Source organism: Cellulosimicrobium sp. AB352, assembly GCF_049538415.1.
Classification (GTDB): domain Bacteria; phylum Actinomycetota; class Actinomycetes; order Actinomycetales; family Cellulomonadaceae; genus Cellulosimicrobium; species Cellulosimicrobium funkei.
In genome coordinates this window covers 162,128-186,204 of record NZ_JBMVFX010000002.1, presented here as the reverse complement: position 1 = coordinate 186,204, position 24,077 = coordinate 162,128, and the positions used below count along the sequence as shown (strand labels likewise).

The 24,077-nt window shown below is 74.4% G+C and carries 18 protein-coding genes; 7 read left to right on the top strand and 11 right to left on the bottom strand.

The window, feature by feature from the left end:
- Positions 1–45: 45 nt before the first annotated feature.
- On the bottom strand, positions 46–1,659 hold the full coding sequence (locus ACPCUX_RS02320; RefSeq protein ID WP_423388099.1) for an FAD-dependent oxidoreductase: 1,614 nt from the start codon (positions 1,657–1,659) through the stop codon (positions 46–48).
- Between the two features lie 359 nt (positions 1,660–2,018).
- On the opposite strand from ACPCUX_RS02320, the gene ACPCUX_RS02315 reads away from it, so the two are divergent.
- Positions 2,019–2,657, top strand: a complete 639-nt coding sequence (locus ACPCUX_RS02315) for a Rid family hydrolase (RefSeq protein WP_034653981.1) — start codon at positions 2,019–2,021, stop codon at positions 2,655–2,657.
- Positions 2,658–2,749: 92 nt separating this feature from the next.
- On the opposite strand, the gene ACPCUX_RS02310 is transcribed toward ACPCUX_RS02315, so the two are convergent.
- Together ACPCUX_RS02310 and ACPCUX_RS02305 are read right to left on the bottom strand one after the other, a co-directional pair.
- The gene (locus ACPCUX_RS02310) at positions 2,750–4,285 is read right to left on the bottom strand and encodes a helix-turn-helix domain-containing protein (protein ID WP_198163091.1); all 1,536 of its coding nucleotides are present in this window, start codon (positions 4,283–4,285) and stop codon (positions 2,750–2,752) included.
- 137 nt (positions 4,286–4,422) lie between these two features.
- Positions 4,423–5,124: an exonuclease domain-containing protein gene (locus tag ACPCUX_RS02305; RefSeq protein ID WP_415298092.1), complete on the bottom strand. Its 702-nt coding sequence runs from the start codon at positions 5,122–5,124 to the stop codon at positions 4,423–4,425.
- Between the two features lie 148 nt (positions 5,125–5,272).
- Between ACPCUX_RS02305 and ACPCUX_RS02300 the strand changes: the two genes are divergently transcribed.
- Genes ACPCUX_RS02300 through ACPCUX_RS02285 form a run of 4 tightly spaced genes read left to right on the top strand, consistent with a single transcriptional unit; the run spans position 5,273 to position 9,735 of the window.
- Complete coding sequence (locus ACPCUX_RS02300; RefSeq protein ID WP_043655795.1) at positions 5,273–6,397, top strand: GuaB3 family IMP dehydrogenase-related protein; 1,125 nt, start codon at positions 5,273–5,275, stop codon at positions 6,395–6,397.
- A gap of 7 nt (positions 6,398–6,404) precedes the next feature.
- Positions 6,405–7,043 (top strand): GNAT family N-acetyltransferase, encoded by a 639-nt coding sequence (locus tag ACPCUX_RS02295; protein WP_415298094.1) that lies wholly within the window; start codon positions 6,405–6,407, stop codon positions 7,041–7,043.
- Positions 7,040–8,095 carry a GNAT family N-acetyltransferase gene (locus tag ACPCUX_RS02290; protein WP_423388098.1) on the top strand — a complete coding sequence of 352 codons (1,056 nt, stop codon included), beginning with the start codon at positions 7,040–7,042 and terminating at the stop codon, positions 8,093–8,095. The genes ACPCUX_RS02295 and ACPCUX_RS02290 overlap by 4 nt, the downstream gene beginning before the upstream one ends.
- Positions 8,092–9,735, top strand: a complete 1,644-nt coding sequence (locus ACPCUX_RS02285; RefSeq protein ID WP_423388097.1) for a succinic semialdehyde dehydrogenase — start codon at positions 8,092–8,094, stop codon at positions 9,733–9,735. Before ACPCUX_RS02290 ends, ACPCUX_RS02285 begins: the two co-directional genes overlap by 4 nt.
- 11 nt (positions 9,736–9,746) lie before the next feature.
- Here ACPCUX_RS02285 and ACPCUX_RS02280 read toward each other — a convergent pair whose 3' ends face one another.
- The 5 genes from ACPCUX_RS02280 to ACPCUX_RS02260 form a co-directional block, all read right to left on the bottom strand.
- A complete protein-coding gene (locus tag ACPCUX_RS02280; RefSeq protein WP_423388096.1) occupies positions 9,747–10,433 on the bottom strand; it encodes a SanA/YdcF family protein in 687 nt (228 codons plus the stop codon).
- A 136-nt stretch (positions 10,434–10,569) separates the two neighbouring features.
- Complete coding sequence (locus ACPCUX_RS02275; RefSeq protein ID WP_423388095.1) at positions 10,570–11,640, bottom strand: DUF4031 domain-containing protein; 1,071 nt, start codon at positions 11,638–11,640, stop codon at positions 10,570–10,572.
- A 110-nt stretch (positions 11,641–11,750) separates the two neighbouring features.
- Positions 11,751–13,010: an acetate/propionate family kinase gene (locus ACPCUX_RS02270; RefSeq protein WP_043656335.1), complete on the bottom strand. Its 1,260-nt coding sequence runs from the start codon at positions 13,008–13,010 to the stop codon at positions 11,751–11,753.
- A complete protein-coding gene (pta, locus tag ACPCUX_RS02265; protein ID WP_043656331.1) occupies positions 13,007–15,196 on the bottom strand; it encodes a phosphate acetyltransferase in 2,190 nt (729 codons plus the stop codon). Before pta ends, ACPCUX_RS02270 begins: the two co-directional genes overlap by 4 nt.
- Positions 15,193–17,694 carry a phosphoketolase family protein gene (locus ACPCUX_RS02260; RefSeq protein WP_021482342.1) on the bottom strand — a complete coding sequence of 834 codons (2,502 nt, stop codon included), beginning with the start codon at positions 17,692–17,694 and terminating at the stop codon, positions 15,193–15,195. The genes pta and ACPCUX_RS02260 overlap by 4 nt, the downstream gene beginning before the upstream one ends.
- A gap of 260 nt (positions 17,695–17,954) precedes the next feature.
- Here ACPCUX_RS02260 and ACPCUX_RS02255 point away from each other — a divergent pair, with 260 nt between their 5' ends.
- Together ACPCUX_RS02255 and ACPCUX_RS02250 are read left to right on the top strand one after the other, a co-directional pair.
- Complete coding sequence (locus tag ACPCUX_RS02255; protein ID WP_051028280.1) at positions 17,955–18,848, top strand: SURF1 family protein; 894 nt, start codon at positions 17,955–17,957, stop codon at positions 18,846–18,848.
- Positions 18,849–19,055: 207 nt separating this feature from the next.
- Positions 19,056–19,349: a hypothetical protein gene (locus ACPCUX_RS02250; RefSeq protein WP_423388094.1), complete on the top strand. Its 294-nt coding sequence runs from the start codon at positions 19,056–19,058 to the stop codon at positions 19,347–19,349.
- A gap of 137 nt (positions 19,350–19,486) precedes the next feature.
- On the opposite strand, the gene ACPCUX_RS02245 is transcribed toward ACPCUX_RS02250, so the two are convergent.
- Genes ACPCUX_RS02245 through ACPCUX_RS02235 form a run of 3 tightly spaced genes read right to left on the bottom strand, consistent with a single transcriptional unit; the run spans position 19,487 to position 24,077 of the window.
- Positions 19,487–20,524, bottom strand: coding sequence for a GNAT family N-acetyltransferase (locus tag ACPCUX_RS02245; protein ID WP_198285639.1), 1,038 nt, complete (start codon positions 20,522–20,524; stop codon positions 19,487–19,489).
- A 26-nt stretch (positions 20,525–20,550) separates the two neighbouring features.
- On the bottom strand, positions 20,551–22,284 hold the full coding sequence (locus tag ACPCUX_RS02240; RefSeq protein ID WP_144722367.1) for an ABC transporter ATP-binding protein: 1,734 nt from the start codon (positions 22,282–22,284) through the stop codon (positions 20,551–20,553).
- On the bottom strand, positions 22,281–24,077 hold the full coding sequence (locus tag ACPCUX_RS02235) for an ABC transporter ATP-binding protein (protein ID WP_194522193.1): 1,797 nt from the start codon (positions 24,075–24,077) through the stop codon (positions 22,281–22,283). Before ACPCUX_RS02235 ends, ACPCUX_RS02240 begins: the two co-directional genes overlap by 4 nt.

Below are 24,077 nucleotides of genomic sequence, written 5' to 3'. Positions count from 1 at the left end.
GCGCCGGGCCGTCGTCGTCCCGTCAGCGCTGCGTGCGGTCGGCGGTCACGACGCCATGACGCGCGCGTGCAGCGCCTGGACGGCGTAGCGCGCGGCCCAGAACGCCCCGTGCTGCCAGGCCGAGATCTCGGACATCCAGTCGCCCGCGAAGTACACGTTCCCGGCGCCCTGCTGCAGGAGCTTGAACCGGGACGACTGCGTGTTCGGGTACGCCCACGCGCCCTCGATGTAGGGCACCTTGTGCCACGCGATGGAGAACGAGCTCTCGAGCTCCGTCCGGTACTTCTCGCCGTGGATCTTCACGCCCTGCTCGACGGCGCGCATCTCCCGCTGCCGCGGCGTCATGTCCGCGTAGGCGCGCGCGTTCGCGCCGGTGTTGTAGTAGCCCACGACGAGCCCTCGGCGCTCGCCGTACCCGTAGGACGGGTACCAGACGTGGGCGAGGTCCATGTCGGTCTCGGTGATGCCGCCGTAGATCCGGTGGTCGTCCTCCCAGAACCGCGACCGGTACTGGAGCCCGATCTTGCCCGCGGGCGAGCCGACGGCGAACTCGCCGAGCGCGGCGTCGACGTCGGGCCCCCAGTTGGTGTCCCAGCGGCGCATGAGCCCCGCGGGCGCCGAGACGACGGCGAAGTCGGCGTCGATCTGCCGCGCCTTGCCGTTGGGGGCGGTGTACGTGACCGAGACGCCGCGCGGCGTGTTCTTCACCGCGGTGACGGGCGAGCTGAGCTGGACGTTCTGCTTGCCGATCGCCCTGACGAAGTAGTCGTAGGTCGTGTCCATGCCGCCCTTGGGCTGGAACATGAGCATCGACTGCTCCCAGTTGATCTCGAACGGGAAGTACTGCCCGACCTTCGAGGCGAGCACCTCCGAGACCGAGCCCGGGCCGGGCAGGGGCGTGCCGTGCTCGTTCCACGCGGACGGGTAGACCGCGTACCCGCGGTTGTTCCCGCCCCGGTAGCTCCCGTCGGCCTGGAGCGAGCCCCACGACCGGAGGAACGCGCGCAGGTTCTCCTTGTCCGCGGCGGTGAGCTTCTGGTCCAGCGCGCCCTGGTCGGTCGCATAGCCGAGCAGCTCGGACGTGTAGCCGAACACGTCGGCCTTCGCGGTGCGGTACCGGACCGGGTTGCCGGGGGTCGCGCCGGAGCGCTCGTTGTAGAGGTAGGCGTCCGCGTTGGCGTTGGTGAACACCTCGTAGGGGACGCCGAGCTCGCGCAGGTAGTCCATGGTGACCATCCACTGGGCGATGCGCCCCGCGCCCGCGTTCATGTAGACGCCGTCGGCGAACCGCGCCTTCTGGGTGACGCCGTTGACGTCGGTCTCCGCGTCGCCGCCGCGTATCGTCAGCGTCCGGCCGCCGACGCGGTGCCGCGCCTCGAGCACCGTGACGCGGTAGCCGACCTTCTGCAGCTCGTACGCCGTGGCCAGGCCCGCCGGCCCGGCACCGACGACGACGACCTTCTTCGCGGAGCGGCCCGTGAGGCTGAAGTCGCTGCCCCGCGGCGGTGTCCACGACTCGTTCCGCGGCTGGGCGGCGGCCGTCGGGGCGAGGCCCACCGCGCCCATCGTCGCGAACATGACGCCGGCGCTGGAGCCGACCCCGACGGCCTGGAGGAAGTTGCGGCGCGAGACGCCGGTCGTCTTCTCGTCAGTGACCATGTGGCTGGAGCCCTCTCGTCCACGGCCTGACGGGCGGGGAGCCCGGCCCACGATGCCGGGTGCCGCCGTCAGCACCGGGGCCGACGCTAGGGACGCGTCGTCGCGAGCGCGGGTCCGGCGCGTTTCGCGTCGGTCAACGGATCGCGGCTCTCGTAAACGTCTCGTGTCGCGGCCCTCGGCGGCGCCCGCGGGGCGGCGCGCCGCGACGTCCGGGCGCGCGCTGGTACCGGCGACGACCCGACACGTCGCCGTCACGGCGCGGAAACGGAGGCTGGCTAGCGTCGCGGCCCCGGCGGTCCTCGCGACCGGCCGGAGCCCGGGCGCCAGGGTGGCGCCCGTCGTCCCCCTGGGAGGCCTGCATGAAGAACCGCACCAAGGTCGTCGTCGCCGTCGCCCTCACCGCCGCCGTCGCCGTCCCCGGCACCGCCGTCGCTGCCGGGAGGCTCTTCGAGCCGAGGCCGACCGAGGCCCACTCCTTCGTCACCGGCGACACGCCGTCCATCGCCGACGGCGTCGCGATCGGCAAGAACGTCGCTTGGTACAAGTCGTCCGGGCTCGGGCCTGCCGCGATGAACACGACGCCCGGCGCGACGGCCGAGCAGCGCTACGTCCCGACCGACGTCTTCCCCGGCGGCGTCCTGCCGGCCGGCGTGACGATCACGGAGGCGCAGGGCATCAACGTCCTCATGCGGATCGGGGAGAACCTCGAGCGGGCCGGGCTCTCCTACGACGACGTCGTCTCCATGCGGGTGTTCCTCCAGAACCCCGCCGGCCAGGAGAAGATGGACTTCGCCGGCTGGAACCGCGCCTACCGCCAGTTCTTCGCGAACACGAACCTCGCGACCGGCGCGACGCTCGAGGTCCAGCTCGGCTCGGCCCGGACGGCGCCCATGGTGGTCAACGCGGCCCGGCCGTCGCGCTTCGCGCTCGAGATCGAGAACCTGCCGGTCGACGGCTGGCTCGTCGAGGTGGAGGTCGACGCCGTCTACCCGAAGTGACGACGACGGGCCGCCCTCCCGCAGGAGGGCGGCCCGTCATGGTCGTGCCGGCGCGGTCCGAGCGAACTGACGGCCCCGAGGGTGCCGAGGGGTCAGTCCCGGAACGTCTCGATGTTCGCGCCGAGCTCGCGCAGGCGCTCGGTGAGGCCCTCGTAGCCGCGCGCGATGATGTCGACGCCGCGCAGGACGGAGGTGCCCTTCGCGGCGAGCATCGCGAGCAGGATGACGACGGCGGGGCGCAGGGCGGGCGGGCAGCTCACCTCGGCGCCCGACCAGCGCGTCGGGCCCGTCACCTGGAGCCGGTGAGCGTCCAGGAGCCGCACGTCGGCGCCGAGCCGCGTGAGGTCGGTGAGGTGGATGGCGCGGCCCTCGTAGACCCAGTCGTGGATGAGCGTCGTGCCCTGCGCGTTCGCGGCGATGACCGCGAAGAACGGCAGGTTGTCGATGTTGAGGCCGGGGAACGGCATGGGGTGGATCTTGTCGATCGGCGCGTGCAGCTCGCTGGGGTGCACCGTGACGTCGACCAGGCGCGAACGGCCGTTGCGCGCCACGTACTCGGCGCTCAGCGTGTACCGCAGGCCCATCTCGGCGAGCGTCGCGAGCTCGATCTCCATGAACTCGATCGGGACGCGGGCCACGGTGATCTCCGAGCCCGTGACGATGCCCGCGGTGAGCAGGCTCATCGCCTCGACCGGGTCCTCCGAGACGGCGTACTCCACGTCCACGTCGATGTCGGTGCGGCCGTGCACGCGCAGGGTCGTCGTGCCGATGCCCTCGACCTGCACGCCGAGCAGCTCGAGGTAGAAGCACAGGTCCTGCACCATGTAGTTGGAGCTGGCGTTGCGGATCGTCGTCACGCCGTCGCGGCGGGCCGCGGCCATGAGCGCGTTCTCGGTGACGGTGTCGCCGCGCTCGGTGAGGACGACCGACAGGTCCGTGCCCGACGCCGGGGCGACGGTCGCGTGGTAGTTCCCGCCCGTCGCGGTGACGGCCAGGCCGAAGGGCCGCAGGGCGATCATGTGGGGCTCGACGGTGCGGGTCCCGAGGTCGCAGCCGCCCGCGTACGGGAGCTCGAACGTGTCCCGCAGCCCGAGCAGCGGCCCGAGGAACATGATGATCGAGCGCGTGCGGCGCGCGGCGTCCACGTCGATCGCGGCCAGGTCGAGGCGCTCCGGCACGACGATCTCGAGGTCGCGGCCGCCCGTCGTCCACGTGGCCCGCACGCCGATGGAGCGCAGCACGTCGACGATGCGGTCGACCTCGACGATGCGGGCCACGCCGCGCAGGGTGGTGCGGCCGCGGTTGAGGAGCGAGGCGCACAGCAGCGCGACCGCGCCGTTCTTGGAGGAGTTCACCTCGATGCGGCCGGAGAGGGTGTGGCCGCCCTGGACGCGCAGGTGCGCGTGCTTGGGGCCGCCGAGGCTGATGATCTCGGAGTCGAGCGCGAGCCCGATGCGGTTGAGCATCTCCAGGCTGAGGTTCTGCGAGCCCTGCTCGATGCGGTGCACGGCGCTCTGGCTCGTCCCGAGCCGCTCCGCGAGCTGGGTCTGGGTGAGACCCCGGTTCTGGCGGGCGCCGCGGATGAGCGCGCCGACCTGCGTGAGAGGTGCGTCGTCGATCGCTGTCATGAGAGCGACGATAACTCATGGATGAGATATCGACGCGGCGGCGGGCGCCCTCAGGCCCGCGCCCATGCCTTCATCACACGACCTTCACCCGCATCATGAGATATGCCTGCAGGTGGCGCTGCGTGTGTGTGCCCGGGTCAGCCCGGCCAGCGCCCGTCCGCGCCGGCGCCGACGTAGGGCTGGTCGCGGTCCGGGTCCAGGGAGTCGACCCACCGCCGGTGCGCGACGACCTGCAGGTCGTGCAGCGTGACTGGCCCGAGCCCGGCCAGGTCCGGGTACGCGCGCGCGAGCGCGTCGAGCAGGTCGAGTGTCGCGAGCACGTCCCCGTCCGCCGTGTGCAGGGGCCCGACGTCGAGGACCTCGTAGCGCGCGCACAGGTCGACGAGCCGGCGCTTGCCCTCGCGGGCCGGGTCCCACGCCCGGTCGAGCACGAGCGGGTCGAGCACCGGCCGCACGGGCCGCCCTAGGCGCGCGGAGAGCGTCGGCAGCCCGTGCCGCACGAGCTCGGTGTCGAGGATCGCGAGGTCGAACGCGGCGTTGTAGGCGACGAGCGGGACGCCGTCGCGCTGGGCGTCGACGACGAGCGTCGCGATCTCGTCGAGCGCGACGGCGGGGACCGACCCGTGCGCCGCGGCGTGCGCGGTCGTGATGCCGTGGATCCCCGTGGCCTCCGCCGGGATCTCGACGCCCGGGTCGAGGAGCCACGTACGGACGTGCGTGGCGCCCGGCTCGCGGAGCACGAGCGCGGCGGTGACGACGCGGTCGACGTCGACGTCGAGGCCCGTGGTCTCGGTGTCGAGACCGAGCAGCGGTCCCGCCGTCCAGGGCGTCGTCGTCATGGTCCACCTCTGCCGTCCGGTCGGGGCCCGGGGCGCCCGGCGCTCCCGTCGTCGCCGGACGTCCCGGCGACGAGCGTCACCCTGCCAGCGCCCACCCACACGGTGGTCGGTGCAGGTGACGGGCACGGCCCGCCGGTAGGCTGACCCGGTGAGCAACGAGATCGAGATCGGACGTGGCAAGCGCGGTCGGCGCGCGTTCTCCTTCGACGACGTCGCCGTCGTGCCCTCGCGGCGCACGCGCGACCCGGAGGAGGTGTCGGTCGGGTGGCAGATCGACGCCTACCACTTCGACCTGCCGATCCTCGCGGCACCCATGGACTCGGTCATGAGCCCGGCGACCGCCGTCGCGCTCGGCAATCACGGCGGCCTCGGCGTCCTCGACCTCGAGGGCCTGTGGACGCGCTACGACGACCCGACCGCGCTCCTCGAGGAGATCGCCGCGCTCGAGCCGCTCGAGGCGACGCGCCGCATGCAGGAGATCTACGCCGAGCCCATCAAGGCCGACCTCATCACGCAGCGCCTCAAGGAGATCCGCGCGGCGGGGGTCACCGTCGCCGCGGCCCTGTCGCCGCAGCGCACCCAGGAGCACTACCAGACGGTGGTCGACGCCGGCGTCGACCTGTTCGTCATCCGCGGCACGACGGTCTCCGCCGAGCACGTGTCCGGCGTCGCGGAGCCGCTCAACCTCAAGCGCTTCATCTACGAGCTCGACGTCCCGGTCGTCGTGGGCGGCGCGTCCACGTACACCGCGGCGCTGCACCTCATGCGCACGGGCGCCGCGGGCGTCCTCGTCGGCTTCGGCGGCGGCGCCGCCCACACCACGCGGGTCTCGCTCGGCATCCACGCGCCCATGGCGACCGCGGTCGCGGACGTCGCGGCGGCCCGCCGCGACTACCTCGACGAGTCGGGCGGCCGCTACGTGCACGTCATCGCGGACGGCGGCGTCGGCCGCTCGGGCGACCTCGTCAAGGCGGTCGCGTGCGGCGCCGACGCGGTGATGCTCGGCGCGGCGCTCGCGCGGGCCGAGGAGGCGCCGGGCAAGGGCTGGCACTGGGGCTCGGAGGCCCACCACGCCCAGCTCCCGCGCGGCGAGCGCGTGCGCGTCGGCACGGCCGGCACCCTCGAGGAGATCCTCTTCGGGCCGGGCCGCCAGGCGGACGGCACGCTCAACCTCGTCGGCGCGCTCCGCCGGGCCATGGCGACGACCGGGTACTCGGACCTCAAGGAGTTCCAGCGCGTCGAGGTCGTCGTCTCTCCGTACCAGCCCCGCTGAGCCCGCCGTGGCCGGACGCATCGCCGACGGTCCGCGCCTGACGCACGCCGGCGACGGCGCGCCGGGCGGCAACGGCTCCGTGCCCGCCGCGGGCGCGGGCCGCCCGGAGACTGACGTCGCGGACGCGGTCTCGACGGAGGCCTCCACCGACCTGGTCTTCACCGAGGTCGAGGACGCCGACGTCGAGGCGGTCGTCGCGCTGTGGCGGGAGTGCGGGCTCACCCGGCCCTGGAACGACCCGTACCGCGACCTCGCCGACGCCCGCCTGGGCGAGACCTCGACGGTGCTCGTGGGTCGCGCGACGCGCGACCTGCCCACGGTGGCCCCGGGCGGTGCTCCCGAGGCGCCCGGGGTCGCGGCCGGGGAGCTCGTCGCGACGGCGATGGCCGGCGTGGACGGGCACCGTGGCTGGCTCTACTACGTAGCGGTCGACCCGCGCGTCCAGGGGCGCGGCACGGGCCGTGCGACGGTCGTGGCGGCGGAGGCGTGGCTCGCCGCGCAGGGCGCGCGGGCCGTGCGCCTCATGGTGCGCGCCACGAACGACGCGGTGCGCGGCTTCTACGAGCGCCTGGGGTACGCGGACCAGGAGTGCGTCGTGCTCGGCCGCCCGCTCGGCGCCCCGGACGCCCGCGACGCCGGACGATGACCCCCGCCGCGTGGCGGCCGGACGACGACGAGCTCGCCGCCCTCGAGACCGAGCACCGCGCGCGCGTCGCCGCGCTCGACCCGCTCGTGGCGGTCCCCGCTCTCGGTGCCACCGCGGGCGACGAGCGTCTCCTCGCCGTGCGGCTCCCGGACGGCTCCCGGGCCGCGGGGCTCCTCGGCGTCGGGGACGTCGGACCCGGCTCCGCGGCGGCAGGGTTCCGCGCGCTGCGCGAGCACCGGCTGCGGGCGCGCGCGGCGGGACCGGACGTGGGCGGCGCGGTCCGCGCGCTCGTCGCGGCCTGGACGGCGCGCGTCGCGCGCGACCCGGGCAGCGCACCGGCGGGCGACGGGCTGCCCGAGCGGGGCCCCGCACCCCGCGACCACGGTCTGGCGCTCCTGTGGCCGAGCCGCGATGTCGAGGCCGTGGGCGCCCTCGCGGCGAGCGGCCTGCGCCCGACCGTGCACCTCGCTGCCCGTCGCGGCGCCCCGCCGGCCCGGCCCCGCACCGACCTCCCCGGGATCGTGCTGACCGACACCGGCCCGGACGACGTGGCCGCCGTCGTCGAGCACCAGCGCGCCGAGCTCGCGTACGACGAGCTCGTGGGCGCGGCCCGCGTCCGGCCGCTCGCGGCCGAGCACCTCGCCGCCCAGGTCGCCGCCGCCGTCGAGAACCCGCGCACCACGGTCCTCGTGGCGCGCCGCCAGGGGCCGGGGGAGCGGACGGGCGAGGTCGTGGGCGTCGTCGCGGTCGAGCCGCCGGAGCGCTCCGGGGCCGTGGCCGGGACCGTCACGACGGGGCCGGTCGCCTACCTCGTCCTGCTGCACGTGACGGGCAGCGCGCGCGGTACCGGGGTCGGCGGGGCGCTCGTCGACGCGGCGCTCGCGCGCGTGCACGAGCAGGCCGGGCCGGGCGCCGTCGTCGTGCTGCACCACGGCGTGCTCAACCCGCTGTCCGCGCCCTTCTGGGCGCGGCAGGGGTTCCGTCCCGCGCTCACCACGTGGGAGCAGCCCGTCGACGCGCTGTCAGCGCCACGACGTAGCCTGTCCCCATGACGAGCTCATCCGGCACACCCGGCTCCGGGCGCGGCGACGGCGCCGCGCTGGACGGCCTGATCGACCCCGAGAACCCGGCCGCGACCTACGTCCTCGAGCCGGAGGTCGTGGCCCCCCTCGCGCAGCGCGTCGTCACGAGCAACGAGGCGGGCATGCACCGCTCCGTCCTGCCGTCCACGGGAGCCCCGCTCGCCGCGGTCCCCGTCTCGTCCGTCGAGGACGTCGCCCGTGCCGTGGCACGCGCGCGGGCCGCGCAGCCGGCCTGGGCCGCCCGCTCCGTGCGCGAGCGCGCGGCGGTGCTGCGGCGCTTCGGCGAGCTCGTGCTCGCGCGCCAGTCCGACGGCCTCGACCTCATCCAGATGGAGTCCGGCAAGTCGCGGCGCAGCGCGTTCGAGGAGGTCGCGGACGTCGCGATCCTCACGCGCCACTACGCCCAGCGCGGCCCGCGCTACCTCGCCGACCGGCGGGCGCCGGGGATGCTGCCCGTGCTCACCGGCACGCGCGTGCACCGCCGTCCCGTCGGCGTCGTCGGCGTCATCGCGCCGTGGAACTACCCGCTGACGCTCGCGTTCGCCGAGGCCGTGCCCGCGCTCGTGGCGGGGAACGCCGTCGTGCTCAAGCCGGACCCGCAGACGACGCTCACCGCGCTGTGGGGCGCGGAGCTGCTCGAGGAGGCGGGGCTGCCCGCCGACCTGTTCCTCGTCGTCGCGGGCGGGGGAGACGTCGGCGCCGCGGTGACCGACCACGTGGACCACATCGCGTTCACGGGCTCGACGGCCACCGGCCGCAAGGTCGCGGCGCGCGCGGGGGAGCGCCTCATCGGCGCGACGCTCGAGCTGGGCGGCAAGAACCCGCTCTACGTCGCGGCCGACGCCGACGTGCGCGCCGCCGCGCGCGGCGCCGTGCGCGCGTGCTTCTCCAACTCCGGCCAGCTCTGCGTGTCGATCGAGCGGCTCGTGCTGCACGAGGACGTGGCGGCCGCGTTCCTCGACGAGTTCGTGCCCCTCGTGCGTGAGATGCGTCTCGGCGCCGGGCTCGACTACTCGGCGGACATGGGGTCGCTCACGTCGCAGGCGCAGCTCGACCGCGTGGTCGCCCACGTCGAGGACGCCATCGCGCGCGGCGCGCGCGTCCTCGCGGGCGGCGTGCACCGGGCGGACATCGGGCCGTGGTTCTACGCGCCCACCGTCCTCGACGACGTGCCCGACGACGCGGCGTGCGCGCGCGAGGAGACGTTCGGCCCGGTCGTCTCCGTGCGCCGGGTCGCGAGCGACGACGAGGCCGTCGAGGTCATGAACGACACCGAGTACGGGCTCAACGCGAGCGTGTGGACGCGCGACGCCGCCCGGGGCCGCCGGATCGCGGCCCGCGTCGAGGCGGGGACGGTCAACGTCAACGACGGCTACTCCGCGACGTGGGGGTCCGTCGGGGCGCCGATGGGCGGGTTCAAGGCGTCGGGCCTCGGGCGCCGCCACGGGCGCGAGGGGATCGAGGCGCTCGCCGAGGCGCAGACGATCTCCGTGCAGCGCGGCGCGAACCAGGGCCTCACGCTCGACACGCTCTACCAGCTCGGCGGGGAGCTGCCGAGCAAGGTCCTCACGTCGGCGCTCGACGTCATGCGTCGCCTGCGGCTGCCCTGACGGAACCCCGCTCAGCGGAGCACGGCGTCGAGCACGGCCTTCGTCGCCGCGGGGACCTCGCGGGCGCGGTAGAGCACGGCCTTCCACGGCTCCACGCTCGCCGCGCTGACGCCGACCCCCACGGCGTCGAGACCCGCGACGCGGCACGAGAACAGCGTGCGCGGCAGGTGGTACCCCTGCGTGACGACCACCGCCGTGCCGACGCCGAACTCCGACGCCGCGCGCGTGCACGTCGCGTGGGTGTCGAAGCCCTCGCGGTCCAGCAGGATCGCGTCGTCGGGCACGCCGCGGCCGAGCAGCCACGCGCGCATCGAGCCGGGCTCGTCGTAGTCGTCGTGCGCGTCGCCGCTCACGAGCACGACGGGCGCGACGCCCCGGCCGTAGAGCTCGGCCGCCGCGTCGAGCCGACGGCGCAGGTACGTGGACGGCGTCCCGTCCGGCCGCAGCCCAGCCCCCGGCACGACGATCGCGTCGCTCGGCGGCACGTGCGCGGGGTCGGCGACGTGCGCGCGCCCCACCGCCTGCACGACGACGAACGGCGCCAGCACGAGCACCACGAGCCCGGCGGCCGTCCCGAGGGTCAGGCGGCGCCGTCGGGACCGGCGCGGACGCCCCGACGAGGACCTGTCGGACGACGGTGCTGTCGCGGCTGCTGCTGACGGCGTGGTGGCGGGCGGCGACGCCGGATCGTCGGTCACGTCCCGACCCTAACCTCGCCGCCGCGTCGACCAGGCGCTCCTGGCTGGCCGAGCAGGTGGTCCTGGTCCGTCCGCCGTCCGGGACGGACCAAGACCGCCTGTTCGGCGGGTTGGGGTGGAGAGGAAGGGAAGAGGGTCAGGTGGGGGAGGTGAGGGTCGTGAGCTCGGCGGTGAGGTTGGCGCGGGCGCGGTCCTCCCAGAGCGCGGCGGCCTGCGGGGTGCGGAACAGCGTGCCGCCCTCGAGCAGCGCGCGCAGGACGGCGGCGCGCCCGGCCCGGAAGGCGTCGTCGGGCACGTGGGCGTACTCGGCGCGCACCTGCCGGGCGTAGCGGGCGTACCTGTCCGCCGCGGACCCGAGGACGGCGAGGTCGGCGTCCGAGACGAGCGCCCCGAGCCCGTCGCCGGGCGTCGGGGCGTGGTCGGTCGTCACGAGCACGAGCCGCACGACCTCCTCGACCTCGCGGGCGCCGAGGTGGCCCGTCAGCCGGGCGTCCGCGAGCTCGGCCGACCGCTCCTCGTCGCGGCCCGCCTCGCCGTCGTGCACGGCGTCGTGGAACCACAGCGCGAGCTGCGTCACCGCCGGCATCGGGCTCGTGCCCGACGCCGCTCCGCCCGATACCGCTCCGCCCGACACCGCTCCGCCCGACACCGCTCCGCCCGATACCGCTCCGCCCGACGACGCTCCGCCCGACGACGCTCCGCCCGACGACGCTCCGTCCGACGCCGCGGCGGCACCTCCGCGGGCGGACGGACGGGCGGCGTCGGGCACGCCGGGCGGGCGTCCTTCCAGGAGCGCGAGCGAGTCGAGCGCGTGCACGAGGTGCTCGGGTCCGTGGTAGACGCGGTGCGGCTCGTGCCAGCGCTCGACGAGCTCGACGCCGACGTCGCGCGCGCCCGGGAGGAGCGCGTCCCAGCGCGCGAGGAGCGTGTCGGCCTTCGCGGCGCGCCGCGCCCGGCCGGGCACGCGGAGGCCGGAGGCGCCGAGGCGCCGGGCGAGCTCGCGCCCCCCGACGGGCACCGCGCCCGCGGCGACCGCGACGTCGTACCGCTCGGCGGCGACGTCGTAGTGGTCGAGGTCGAACGCCCGCGGGCTCACGCCGATCGACGCCGCGAACGCGTGCAGCTCCGCGAGCGACGCGTCGGACACCAGATGGCTGAACAGCGTCCCGTGCGCGGGCCACGTGGGCGGGTCGATGAGAACGGTCACCGCCCGAGCATGCCACCGACCGGCGAGCCGACGCGCGGGCGTCGGCTCACCGGCCGGGGAGCGGCCTGAGCCGGGTAGGCATCACCCGGAGGCGTCCGGGCGTGCGGGGATCAGCCGGCGCGCGAGGCCGCCTCGACGACCTCGACCGACTGGCGCGCGATGGCGAGCTCCTCCATCGTCGGGACCACCATGACGAGCGTGCTCGTCCAGTCCGGCGAGATGACGCGCGGCTCGCCGGAGTCGACGGCGTTGCGGTCCGGGTCGACGGCGAGGCCGAGCGGCTCGAGCCCCTCGACGACGGCGGCGCGCACCTCGGCGTCGTGCTCGCCGACGCCTGCGGTGAAGGCGACGACGTCCACGCGGCCGAGCACGGCGGCGTACGCGCCGACGTACTTGCGCAGCCGGTGGATGTACACGTCGAACGCGAGGCGGGCACCCTCGTGGCCGGCCTCCATGAGCCGGTGCAGCTCGCGGAAGTCGTTCACGCCGGACAGGCCCTTGACGCCCGAGCGCTTGTTGAACAGGTCGTCGATCTCGTCGATGCTCATGCCCGCGTTGCGCGCGAGGTGGAACACGACCGCGGGGTCGATGTCGCCCGTGCGCGTGCCCATGACGAGGCCCTCGAGCGGGGTCAGGCCCATCGACGTCTCGACCGGCACGCCGCCCTTGACGGCCGACGCGGAGGCGCCGTTGCCGAGGTGCAGGACGATCGTGTTGAGCCCCTCGATCCGGCGCCCGAGGACGCGCGCGACCTTCCCCGAGACGTACTGGTGGCTCGTGCCGTGGGCGCCGTAGCGGCGGATCGCGTACTTCTCGGCGACCTCGGCGTCCAGGGCGTACGTCGCGACGTGCTGCGGCAGCCGCTGGAAGAACGCGGTGTCGAACACCGCGACGTGCGGCACGTCGCCGAGCAGCGACCGCGCGACCTCGATGCCCTTGACGTTCGCCGGGTTGTGCAGCGGCGCGAGCGGGGACAGCGAGCGGATCCGCTCGAGCACGCCGTCGTCGACGAGGACCGGGTCGGCGAACAGCGAGCCGCCCTGCACGACGCGGTGCCCCACCGCGTACACGTCGGCGTCCGAGAGCGTCGGGCCGACCTCGTCGAACATGCTCAGCGCGATGCGCAGCGCGTGCCCGTGGTCCGCGACGGGCTCCTCGCGCGTCGTCGTGTTCCCGGCGAACCGGTGCTTGATGATCCCGGACTCCTCGCCGATGCGCTCGATCGTGCCCGCGGCGATCGCCTCGCCGCCGACGGGGTTGACGAGCTGGTACTTGAGCGAGGACGACCCCGAGTTCATGACGAGCACGGACCCGTGCGCGCCGTACGCGCTGTAGGGGTTGGGGCGCTCGCCCTCGGGCAGGATCGTCATGACGTGGCTCCCTGGGAGTCAGAGGTGGGGTCGACGGCGTCGGCCGGGGCCTGCGCCTGGATCGCGGTGATCGCGACGGTGTTGACGATGTCCTGCACGAGCGCGCCGCGCGAGAGGTCGTTCACCGGCTTGTTGAGGCCCTGGAGGACCGGGCCCACCGCGACGGCGCCCGCCGAGCGCTGGACCGCCTTGTAGGTGTTGTTGCCCGTGTTGAGGTCCGGGAAGATGAACACGGTCGCGCGCCCCGCGACGTCCGAGCCCGGCATCTTCGACGCCGCGACGGACGCGTCCACGGCCGCGTCGTACTGGATCGGGCCCTCGACGAACAGGTCGGGGCGGCGCTCGCGCACGAGCGCCGTGCCCCGGCGCACCTTGTCGACGTCGGCCCCCGAGCCGGACTCGCCGGTCGAGTACGACAGCATCGCGACCCGCTGGTCGACGCCGAACTGCTGCGCCGTCGCCGCCGAGGAGATCGCGATGTCCGCGAGCTGCTCGGCCGTCGGGTCGGGGATGACCGCGCAGTCGCCGTAGACGAGCACGCGGTCCTGCAGGCACATGAGGAACACGGACGAGACGACGGACACGCCCGGCTGGGTCTTGATGATCTCGAACGACGGCTTGATGGTGTGCGCCGTCGTGTGCTTCGCGCCCGACACCATGCCGTCCGCGAGCCCGAGGTGGACCATCATCGTGCCGAAGTAGGACACGTCCTGGACGCGCTCGCGCGCCTCCTCGAGCGTCATCCCCTTGTGCGCGCGCAGCCGCTGGTACTCCGCGGCGAACCGCTCCACGAGCTCGGGGTCGTGCGGGCTGACGACGTGCGCGGCGTCGATGTCGAGGCCGAGCTCCGCCGCGCGGGCGCGGACCTTCTGCTCCTCGCCGAGGATCGTCAGCTCCGCGACCTGGCGGCCGAGCAGCGTGGACGCGGCGCGCAGGATGCGGTCGTCGTCGCCCTCGGGCAGCACGACGTGCTTGCGGTCCGCGCGGGCGCGCGACAGCAGCTCGTACTCGAACATCAGCGGCGTGACGACCTCGGGCCGGGGCACGTCGAGCCCCGCGAGGAGCGCCGCGCCGTCGACGCTCTGCTCGAACAGCGCGAGCGCCGTGTCGACCTTGCGCTGCGACTCCTTGGTCACGCGGCCCCGGGCGCTCGCGGCGGCGCTCGCCGAGCGGAACGTCCCGAGGTCGGTGCGGATGATCGGCAGGCTCGGGTCGAGGTCCGCGACGAGGCGCGCCGTCGACTCGGGCGGGAAGAACCCGCCGTTGAGGATGACGCCCGCGAGCGACGGGAAGCCCGACGCCGAGTGGGCGGCGAGCAGCCCGATGAGGATGTCCACCCGGTCGCCGGGCGTGATGACGACGGCGCCGTCGGTGAGCCGGTCGAGCAGGTGCTCGAACGACATCGCACCGACGAGCAGGTCGGTCGCCTCGCGCGCGAGGAGCTCCTCCTCGCCGAACGCGAGCGTCCCGCCCACGGCCTCCATGAGGATCCGCACGGTCGGCGCGTCGAGGAACGGGTCCTCGGGCACCGCCCAGCCCGGCAGCCGCGTGCCCGGGGCGGGCTGCGCCGTCGGGCCCGACGACGTGCCGCCCGCGAGCGGCTCGCCGTCCGGTCCCAGCGACCCGAGCAGCGCGCGCACCGCGTCGAGGTCGTCCGGCTGCACGCGGTTCGCGACGACGCCGATGGGCTGCGCGTGCTGCGAGCGCAGCTCGGCGACGCTCACCTCGATGAGGTTGCCCACGGCGTCGGGCGTGCGGCCCTTGCCGGAGACGACGAGGAGGACCGGTGCGCCGAGGTTCGCCGCGACGCGCGCGTTGAACGACAGCTCGGTCGGCCCGGCGACGTCGGTGTAGTCCGTGCCCACGACGACCACGAAGTCGCACTGGCTCGCGACCTCGTGGTACCGGGCCACGATCCGCGAGAGCGCGGCCTCCTGGTCGGCGTGGACGTCCTCGTACGTGACGCCGATCGCCTGCTCGGCGGTGACGTCCACGCCGTCGTGCGCGAGCAGGAGCTCGAGCACGTAGTCCTGCACGTCCGGGCCGGCGGCCCGGGTGACCGGCCGGAAGACCCCGACCCGCTGGACCTTGCGGACCAGCAGGTCGAGGACCCCCAGCGCGATCGTGGACTTGCCCGTCTCGCCCTCGGGCGAGGTGATGTAGATGCTGCGAGCGGTGTCGCTCACTCGTTGTCTCCTCCGGTGTCCTGCACGGCGGCGCTCGCGCCGTTGTACTGCGGGCCACCCTCCTCGGTCGCCGTCTCGCCGACGTCCGGCCACACCCAGTCGCGCACCTCGGGGATGTCCTCCCCGTGCTCGCGGGTGTACTGGCGGGCCGCCAGCCGCGCGTCGACCATCTCCTGGCGCAGGCCCGCGTAGGTCGAGCGCAGGGACGGCACACGGTCGATGACGTCGATCACCAGGTGGTAGCGGTCGATGTCGTTGAGCATGGCCATGTCGAACGGGGTGGTGGTGGTGCCCTCCTCCTTGTAGCCGCGCACGTGGATGTTCGCGTGGTTCGTGCGGCGGTACGTGAGGCGGTGGATGAGCCACGGGTAGCCGTGGTAGTTGAAGATGACCGGCCGGTCCGTCGTGAAGAGCGTGTCGAAGTCCTTGTCCGACAGGCCGTGCGGGTGCTCCTTCTCGTCCTGGAGCCGCATGAGGTCCACGACGTTGACGACCCGGACCTTGAGGTCGGGGATGCGCCGGCGCAGGATGTCCGCCGCGGCGAGCACCTCGAGCGTGGGCACGTCGCCCGCGGCGCCGAGCACGACGTCCGGGTCCTCGCCCTCGACCTCGGTGCCGGCCCAGTCCCAGATGCCGAGGCCGCGCGAGCAGTGCGCGATCGCCTGGTCCATCGACAGGAACTGCGGCGCCGGCTGCTTGCCCGCCACGACGACGTTCACGTACTGGCGCGAGCGCAGGCAGTGGTCGTACGTCGAGAGCAGCGTGTTCGCGTCCGGCGGCAGGTAGACGCGGACGATCTCGGCCTTCTTGTTCACGACGTGGTCGATGAAGCCCGGGTCCTGGTGGCTGAAGCCGTTGTGGTCCTGGCGCCACACGTGGCTCGACAGCAGGTAGTTGAGGCTCGCGACCGGGCGCCGCCACGGGATGTGGTTCGTGACCTTGAGCCACTTCGCGTGCTGGTTGAACATCGAGTCGACGATGTGGATGAAGGCCTCGTAGCTCGTGAACAGGCCGTGCCGCCCGGTGAGCAGGTAGCCCTCCAGCCAGCCCTGGCACTGGTGCTCCGACAGCATCTCCATGACGCGGCCGGCGCGCGCGAGGTGCTCGTCGACGTCGGGCCCGAAGAAGTCGGCGTTCCACTGCTTGTCCGTGACCTCGTACACGGCCTGGAGGCGGTTCGACGCCGTCTCGTCGGGGCCGAAGATCCGGAAGTTGTCCGGGTTCTTCCGCACGACGTCGGTGAGCCACTGGCCGAGGACGCGCGTCGACTCGGCGATGCTGCTGCCCGGCCCCGTGACGTCCACGGCGTAGTCGCGGAAGTCCGGCAGGCGGAGGTCCTTGAGCAGGAGGCCGCCGTTCGCGTGCGGGTTGTCGCTCATGCGGAGCGTGCCCTCGGGGGCGAGCGCGGCGACGTCGTCGACCAGGCGGCCGTCCTCGTCGAACAGCTCGTCGGCCCGGTAGGACTCGAGCCAGCCGCGCAGCACCTCGAGGTGCTCCGGCGTGTCCCGGGCGCTCGCGAGCGGCACCTGGTGCGCGCGCCACGAGTCCTCGGTCTTCTTGCCGTCGATGACCGGCGGGCACGTCCAGCCCTTCGGCGTGCGGAACACGATCATCGGCCACGCGGGACGCTCGTCGTTCCCCGCCGCGGCGTCGGCCTTGATCTGCGCGATGTGGTTGAGCACCTCGTCGAGGAGCTGCGCGAAGCGGCGGTGCACCTCGAAGTGGTCCTCGCCGTCGAACCCGCCCGTGAAGAAGTAGGGCGTGTGGCCGTAGCCGATCATGAGGTCGCGCAGCTCGTCGTCGCTGATGCGCGCGAGCACCGTCGGGTTGGCGATCTTGTAGCCGTTGAGGTGCAGGATCGGCAGGACGACGCCGTCGTTGCGCGCGTTGACGAACTTGTTCGAGTGCCAGCTCGTCGCGAGCGGGCCCGTCTCCGCCTCGCCGTCGCCGACGACCGCGGCGACGAGCAGGTCGGGGTTGTCGAACGCGGCGCCGTACGCGTGGGAGAGCGCGTAGCCCAGCTCACCGCCCTCGTGGATCGACCCGGGCGTCTCCGGCGCGACGTGGCTCGGGATGCCGCCCGGGAAGGAGAACTGGCGGAACAGCCGGCGCAGGCCCTCGGTGTCCTGGGTGACGTCCGAGTAGGTCTCGGAGTACGTCCCCTCGAGGTACGCGTTCGCGACGAGGCCGGGGCCGCCGTGGCCGGGGCCGGCGACGTAGATCGTCGACTGGCGGCGCTGCGCGATCGCGCGGTTGAGGTGCGCGTAGAGGAAGTTGAGGCCCGGCGTGGTGCCCCAGTGGCCCAGGAGGCGCGGCTTGACGTCCTCGCGGTCCAGCGGCGTGCGCAGCAGCGGGTTGTCGAGCAGGTAGATCTGGCCGACCGAGAGGTAGTTCGCCGCGCGCCACCAGGCGTCGACCCGACGCAGGGTGTCGTCGTCGAGCGGTGCGATCTCGGCGGGCTGCCAGGCGGTGGACTCGGTGACGGTGGTCGTGCTCATCTCACGCTCCTGCGGGGGAAGGGTCCGTGAACGACTACGGCTTCATACAACCCCATCGACCGGGGGCCTGCACTATTCCTCCTGGCGCCCGGCGGTGTGACCTGCGCCCGCGACGGCACAAAAGGTCCAAGGTCCCGCGCCCGGGAACCACGGCCGAGGACGTTGTCCCCGGCCTCGAGGGCCGGTGGGCGGCGTGTGACGTTCGCCCGCCAGGCGGTCCGGATGCGGGGACCCGCCCGCGCCCCGGATACCGTGGGGTCGTGCCCGAGCCCACCGCGCCCCGCTCGTTCTGGGCGGTCGCCCGCCAGCCCCGGGTCGTCGGGCTGCTCGTGCTCCTCCTCGTCGCCGCGGCCGTGTGCGCGCGGCTCGGCGTCTGGCAGCTCGACCGCGCCCAGCAGCGTGCCGAGCTCGCGGCGCAGCACGAGGCCGCCGAGCTTGAGGCCGCCGGCCCCGAGGGCGTCGGCGTGCTGCTCCCGCCGCAGTCCACGTTCCCCGGCGAGCTCGTCGGGCGGCAGGCCTGGGTCGAGGGCGAGTACGACGCGGAGGGGCAGCTCCTCGTCGAGGGCCGCGCGCTCGACGGCCGCACCGGCTACCTCGTGCTCACCCCGCTCCACGTGACCGACGACGGCACCCAGGGCGCGTCGTGGGCCGACCTCTCGGGCGCCCCGGTCCTGCCCGTCGTGCGGGGCTGGGTCGAGTCGCCCGAGGAGAGCGCCGCGCTCGACCCGCCGGACGGCGTCGTGCGTCTGACCGGCTACCTCCAGGCCTCCGAGGCCGCCGGGCAGGGCGGCTCCGCCCCCGGCCGCACCGACGCGATCTCCACGGGCGAGCTGGTCAACGCGTGGGGCGGGCCGATGTACTCGGGCTACCTCGTGCTGCTGTCCTCGGACCCGGCGCAGCCGTCGGCGGCCGACGGCGGCCCGGCCCAGCTCCCGCGCCCGACGATCGAGGGCGGCACGGGGCTCAACCTGCAGAACCTGTTCTACGCGCTCCAGTGGTGGGTGTTCGGCGGGTTCGCCGTGCTGCTGTGGGTCCGGCTCGTGCGTGACGAGGCGGCGGGCGGCAAGCGCCGCGCGCGCGGGGAGGACGCGGGGATCGCCGGCCTCCCCGGCCCGGCCGACGCCGGCGCGACGGGCCCGCGAACGACCCCCTGAGGACGGGCCCGCGAACGACCCCTGAGAGCGGGTCGGGAGCGCACGCGCCGCGTCCCGGGGCGGGAGCGGACGGACCACCGTCTCACCACGTGACACACCGCTTGCCGGACATATGTACGGACCTCAGTCTTATCCCGCCCGGACAGAGCGTCCGGGCGGTCCGCCGGTCGACGTCGCCCGGCGGTCGGAGAGACACGGGGGTACTCCATGAAGAAGCGTCTTGCACCGTTCGCGGTGGCAGCGGTCACGATCGGTCTGGTCCTCGCCCCGGCGGCGAGCGCGAGCGCGGCGAGCAGGACCACGCCGTACAACTGCGGCACGCGCGACGCGAAGATCACGGCGAGCGCGCCGACGAACGTGTCGCTCCGGGTCAACGGGACGACCAACAGCGCGCGCAACAGCGCGGGCGCGGCGGTGACGATGTACGACGACGACGGCCAGGGCACCGCCTACGCGACGTCGACCGACGCGTCGGTGGCGATCCACGTCTCGTGCTTCTGACGCGCTCGTCCCATCGGGTCGTCTGACTCCGCCAGGCCACCCGAGGCCGCGTCACCCGGTGCCCGGTCGTCGTCCGCGACGGCCGGGCACCGGCGCGTCCGGGCCCGCGACCGGCTGCGCGTCCCGGCCGCCCGCGGTCAGCCGTCGAGGTCGAGGTCCTTGAACCACGACTCGGTGACGTAGTCCGTCTCCCAGCCGAGCGAGCGGTAGAGCTGGTCGGCCTTCGTGGGGGAGTCGGCGTCGACCTCGAGCGCCACGCGGTCGCGACCGTCCCGGGCGGCGTCCGCGATCACCGTCGCGAGCAGCGACTTCGCCACGCCGCGGCCGCGGGCGGCGCGCGTCACCCCGATGTACTCGACGTAGGTGCCCCGCGCGCCGCTCTCGCCCGCGGCGATCGACGAGCACACGACCGTGCCCGCGGGGACCCGGTGGCCGTCGTCGGTCTCCACGTACGCGAGCCACCAGTGGTCCCAGCTGTGGCCCGGGTCCTCGCGGAGCCGCTGCACGAACTCCGAGAAGCTCTCCCGGTAGGAGTTGAAGTGGTCCTGGAAGGACGTCTCCAGCATCTGGTGCACGACCTGGAGGTCGGCCGCGACAGGCATCCCGTTCTCGTGCCGCTCGACCGGGCGGACCATGACCCCGGCGCGCGGGGCGAGCGCGGCCTCGTCCGGGACGACGGGGCGCGTCATGTGCAACCAGCTGCGCCGCCGCGCGTACCCGGCCCGGGTCAGCCACTGCGCCTGGCGCGTGTCGTCGGCGAACGGGCTCTCGTCGAGGCGCGTCGCCGTCACGCCGCGCAGGCGCGCCATCGCGACCGCGGTGCGCTCCGCCCAGCGGTAGAACGCGTCCGCGATCGCGTCGACCTCGGCCACGTCGCGGTCGAAGTAGCCCCAGACGGTGGCCCGCCCGGCGGCACGGTCGTGCACGGTCACCCAGGCGCGCGGGACGTCGTCGGGCCCGACGGCGACCAGCTGGCGCCGCGTCCAGGAGGCCAGCCCTGCGACCTCGGACTCGATCCCGGCGGGGTCGACGTGCGTCGAGCCCGTGCCCTGGAGCTCGTCCAGGCGCCGCAGCCGGACGAGCGCGTCGATGTCGGCGTAGCCGGGGACCCGGGCCCGCCAGGGGCTCGGGAGGGTCGGGAGGTCGTGCGGGGTGGCGCTCGTGGTTCCAGGCATCGGCACCATCTTGGCACCGACCGGCGCTACTCCTGCTGCCAGGAGTGCCAGAGCCGCGCGTAGTCGCCGCCCGCGGCGACGAGCTCGTCGTGCGGGCCGATCTCGCTGATGCGGCCGCCGTCGACCACGGCGACGCGGTCGGCGTCGTGCGCGGTGTGCAGGCGGTGCGCGATCGCGACGACCGTCCGGCCGGCCAGCACGGCGTCGAGCGAGCGCTCGAGGTGGCGGGCCGCCCGGGGGTCGAGGAGCGACGTCGCCTCGTCGAGCACGAGCGTGTGCGGGTCGAGCAGCACGAGGCGCGCGAGCGCGAGCTGCTGCGCCTGCGCCGGGGTGAGCACGTGCCCGCCCGACCCCACGGCCGTGGCGAGGCCCTCGGGCAGCGACTCGGCCCACCCGCGCGCGTCGACGGCGTCGAGCGCGTCGAGCAGCTCGGCCTCGTCCGCGTCGACCTTCGCGAGGCGCAGGTTGTCCGCGAGCGTGCCGACGAACACGTGGTGCTCCTGCGTGACGAGCGCGACCTCGCGCCGCAGGTCCTCGAGCGGCAGGTCGACGAGCCGCACGCCGCCGGAGCGGACGGACCCCGCCGTCGGGGGGTGGATGCCCGCGAGCATGCGGCCCAGGGTCGACTTGCCCGCGCCCGACGGCCCGACGACGGCGAGCCGCTCGCCCGGTTCGAGGTCGAGCGAGACGCCGTGCAGCACGGGGTGACCCTCGCGGTAGGCGTACTCGACGTCGCGCGCGACGAGGCGGTCGCCGTCGGGCACGTCGCCCGTCGGGGTGCGGTCGCCGGGCACCTGCGCGACGCCGACGATGCGCGCGTACGACGCCGCGGCGACCTGGATCTCGTCGAGCCAGAAGATGAGGTTCCACACCGGCCCGGCGAGCTGGAACGCGTAGGTCGTCACCGTGGCCACGGCGCCGAGCGTCGTCTGGCCCTGCGAGAGCAGCCACGCGCCCCACACGAGCGCGGCGACGGGCGCGATCGCGATGGCGAGGTCGATGCCCGGGAACAGCACGGTGCGCAGCCCGAGGGTGTACCGCTCGGCCTCGAACGCCTCGGTGAGGTCGGCGCGCACGCGCGCCTGGCGGCGCTCGGTGAGCGAGAGCGCGTCGACCGTGCGCGCGCCCTCGACGCTCTCGGTGATGGTGCCGTTGAGCGTCGCGTAGGCGGCGGCCTCGCGCTGGTAGCCGGCCGACGCGCGCTTGAGGTACCACCGCGACACGACGACGAGCAGCGGCACGCCCACGAACAGCGCGAGCGCCACGAGCGGCGCGACGACGACGGCCGCGACCGCCGTGAGCACGAGCGTGACGACCGCGACGAGGAGCTGCGGCACGCCGAACCGCACGGCGTGCTGGATGCGGTCGACGTCGTTCGTCGTGCGCGCCACGAGGTCGCCCGTGCCCGCGCGCTCGACCGTGGACAGCGGCAGCGACGTCACCGTCTCGACGAGGTCCTCGCGGAGCTCGGCGAACACGGTCTCGCCGAAGACCATGGACAGGCGCTGCGCGTACCGGCGCAGGACGGCCTGCGCCAGGACCGCGCCCGCGCCCACGGCGACGACCGTCGTCACGTACGACGACGTGGTGCCCTCGGTGACGGCGTCGACGAGCCGGCCGAGGAGCCACGGCCCCACGAGGCCCGCGACCGCGGCCAGGGTGTGGAGGACGGCGATGAGCACGAACGTGCCGCGGTGCCGGGCGAACAGGCGTCCGGCGGCGGCGCGGACGGCGGGGCCGTCGGCGACGGGGAGCCTCATGCCTGGCCTCCTTCGGGTGCGGTGCGGGCGAGTGCGGGGGTGTCGTCGAGCGAGCGCCCGACGACGCGCAGGTACCGGGCCGCGTCGTCGTCCGGTGCGGTCGCGGGGGAGTGGGCGCGGTCGACGAGGTCGCGGTGCGTGCCGCGCGCCGTGACCCGGCCGTCCTCGAGGAGCAGCACCTCGTCGACGTGCTCGAGCACGAGCGGCGACGCCGTGACGACGAGGGTCGTGCGCCCGCGACGGGCCTGCGCGAGGCTCGCGGCGATCCGCGCCTCGGTGTGCGCGTCGACGGCGCTCGTCGGCTCGACGAGGACGAGGATCTCCGGGTCCGTGAGGAGCGCCCGGGCGAGCGCGACGCGCTGGCGCTGGCCGCCCGAGAGCGACCGCCCCTTCTCGGGCAGCTCGCCCGCGAGGCCGTCGGGCACGGAGTCGAGCACGTCGTGCGCGTCGGCCGTGCTCACCGCGGCGAGCACCTCGGCCTCCGTGGCGGTGCCGCGCGCGTCGAGCTCGTCGCGCAGCGCGCCCGAGAAGAGCTGCGGCGTCGCCTCGGCGACGACGACGCGGCGCCGGAGCGCGTGCTTGTCGAGCGCGGCGAGCGGTGTGCCGCCGAGCCGCACGGGCGTGGCCGCCTCCGCGGCGTCGTCGAACCGGCCCAGCCGGGTCGCGACGGCCGCCGACGCGTCCGGGTCCGCCGAGACGAGCGCGACGACGCGTCCCGGCTCGAGCACCAGGCCGCTCGTCTCGTCGACGAGGGGGCTGCCCTCGGGCGGCATGGGCGCGGTGGCCGGGCTCGCGCCCGCGGCCGGCTCGACGGCGAGGACGCGCACGATCTTGCGCGCGGCGACGTGGGCGCGCGTCGCGATGTTGAGCATCTGCGTCGCGACCTGGAGCGGCCAGCCGAGGAACGCCGCGTACCCGTAGAACGCGACGAGCTGGCCGGGCGTGATCTCGCCGCGCAGGGCCGCCGTCGCGCCGAGGTAGACGACGAGCACGACGAGCAGGCCGGGCAGCAGCACCTGGAGCGCGTCGAGCGTGGCCTGCGTGTGCGCGACCTTCACGCCGGCCTCGCGGACCTTCTGCGACTGCCGCGCGTAGCGGCCCACGAACACGCCCTCGCCGCCGATGCCGCGCAGGATCCGCAGGCCCGACACCGTGTCCGCGCCGAGCGTCGTCAGGCGACCTTGCGCCTCGCGCTGCGCGGCCTGGCGCTGCTGCAGCGGCTTGACGAGCAACGCGAGCACCGCGGCCACGACCGGCAGGCCCAGCACGACGACGAGCCCGAGCTGGAGCGACGTCGAGAGCATGATGACCGCCACGACCACGTACGCGCCGAGCGCGCCGAGGAACTGGCCCATCATCGAGAAGAGCTGGCCCACGCGCATCGCGTCGCTCGCGACGGTGGACACGACCTCGCCCGTCGGGAGCTCCTCGGTGATCGCGTCGCCCGAGCGGGCCGTGACGTCGCCCACGAGCTGCGACGTCGTGAGCGCCGAGCGCAGCCAGTTCGCGATGTCGAACCGGTGCTGCGTCACGCCCGTGACGACGATGCCCAGGCCCAGCGCGAGCAGGAGGCCCGCCCAGCGCCACAGCTCCGCGCCGAACCCGGCGGTGAGCCCCTCGTCGAGCGCGCGGCCGAGCATGTACGGCTGGAACGCCTGGCACGCGAAGTTCACGAGCCCGAGCAGCACGGACACCGTGAGCACCGTCCACTGGCGCCGGGCGATCCAGAGGAGGTAACGGGACGGGCCGCGCAGGTCGGGGGTCCCCGGGTCGGGGAGAGGGAGGGGTCGCAC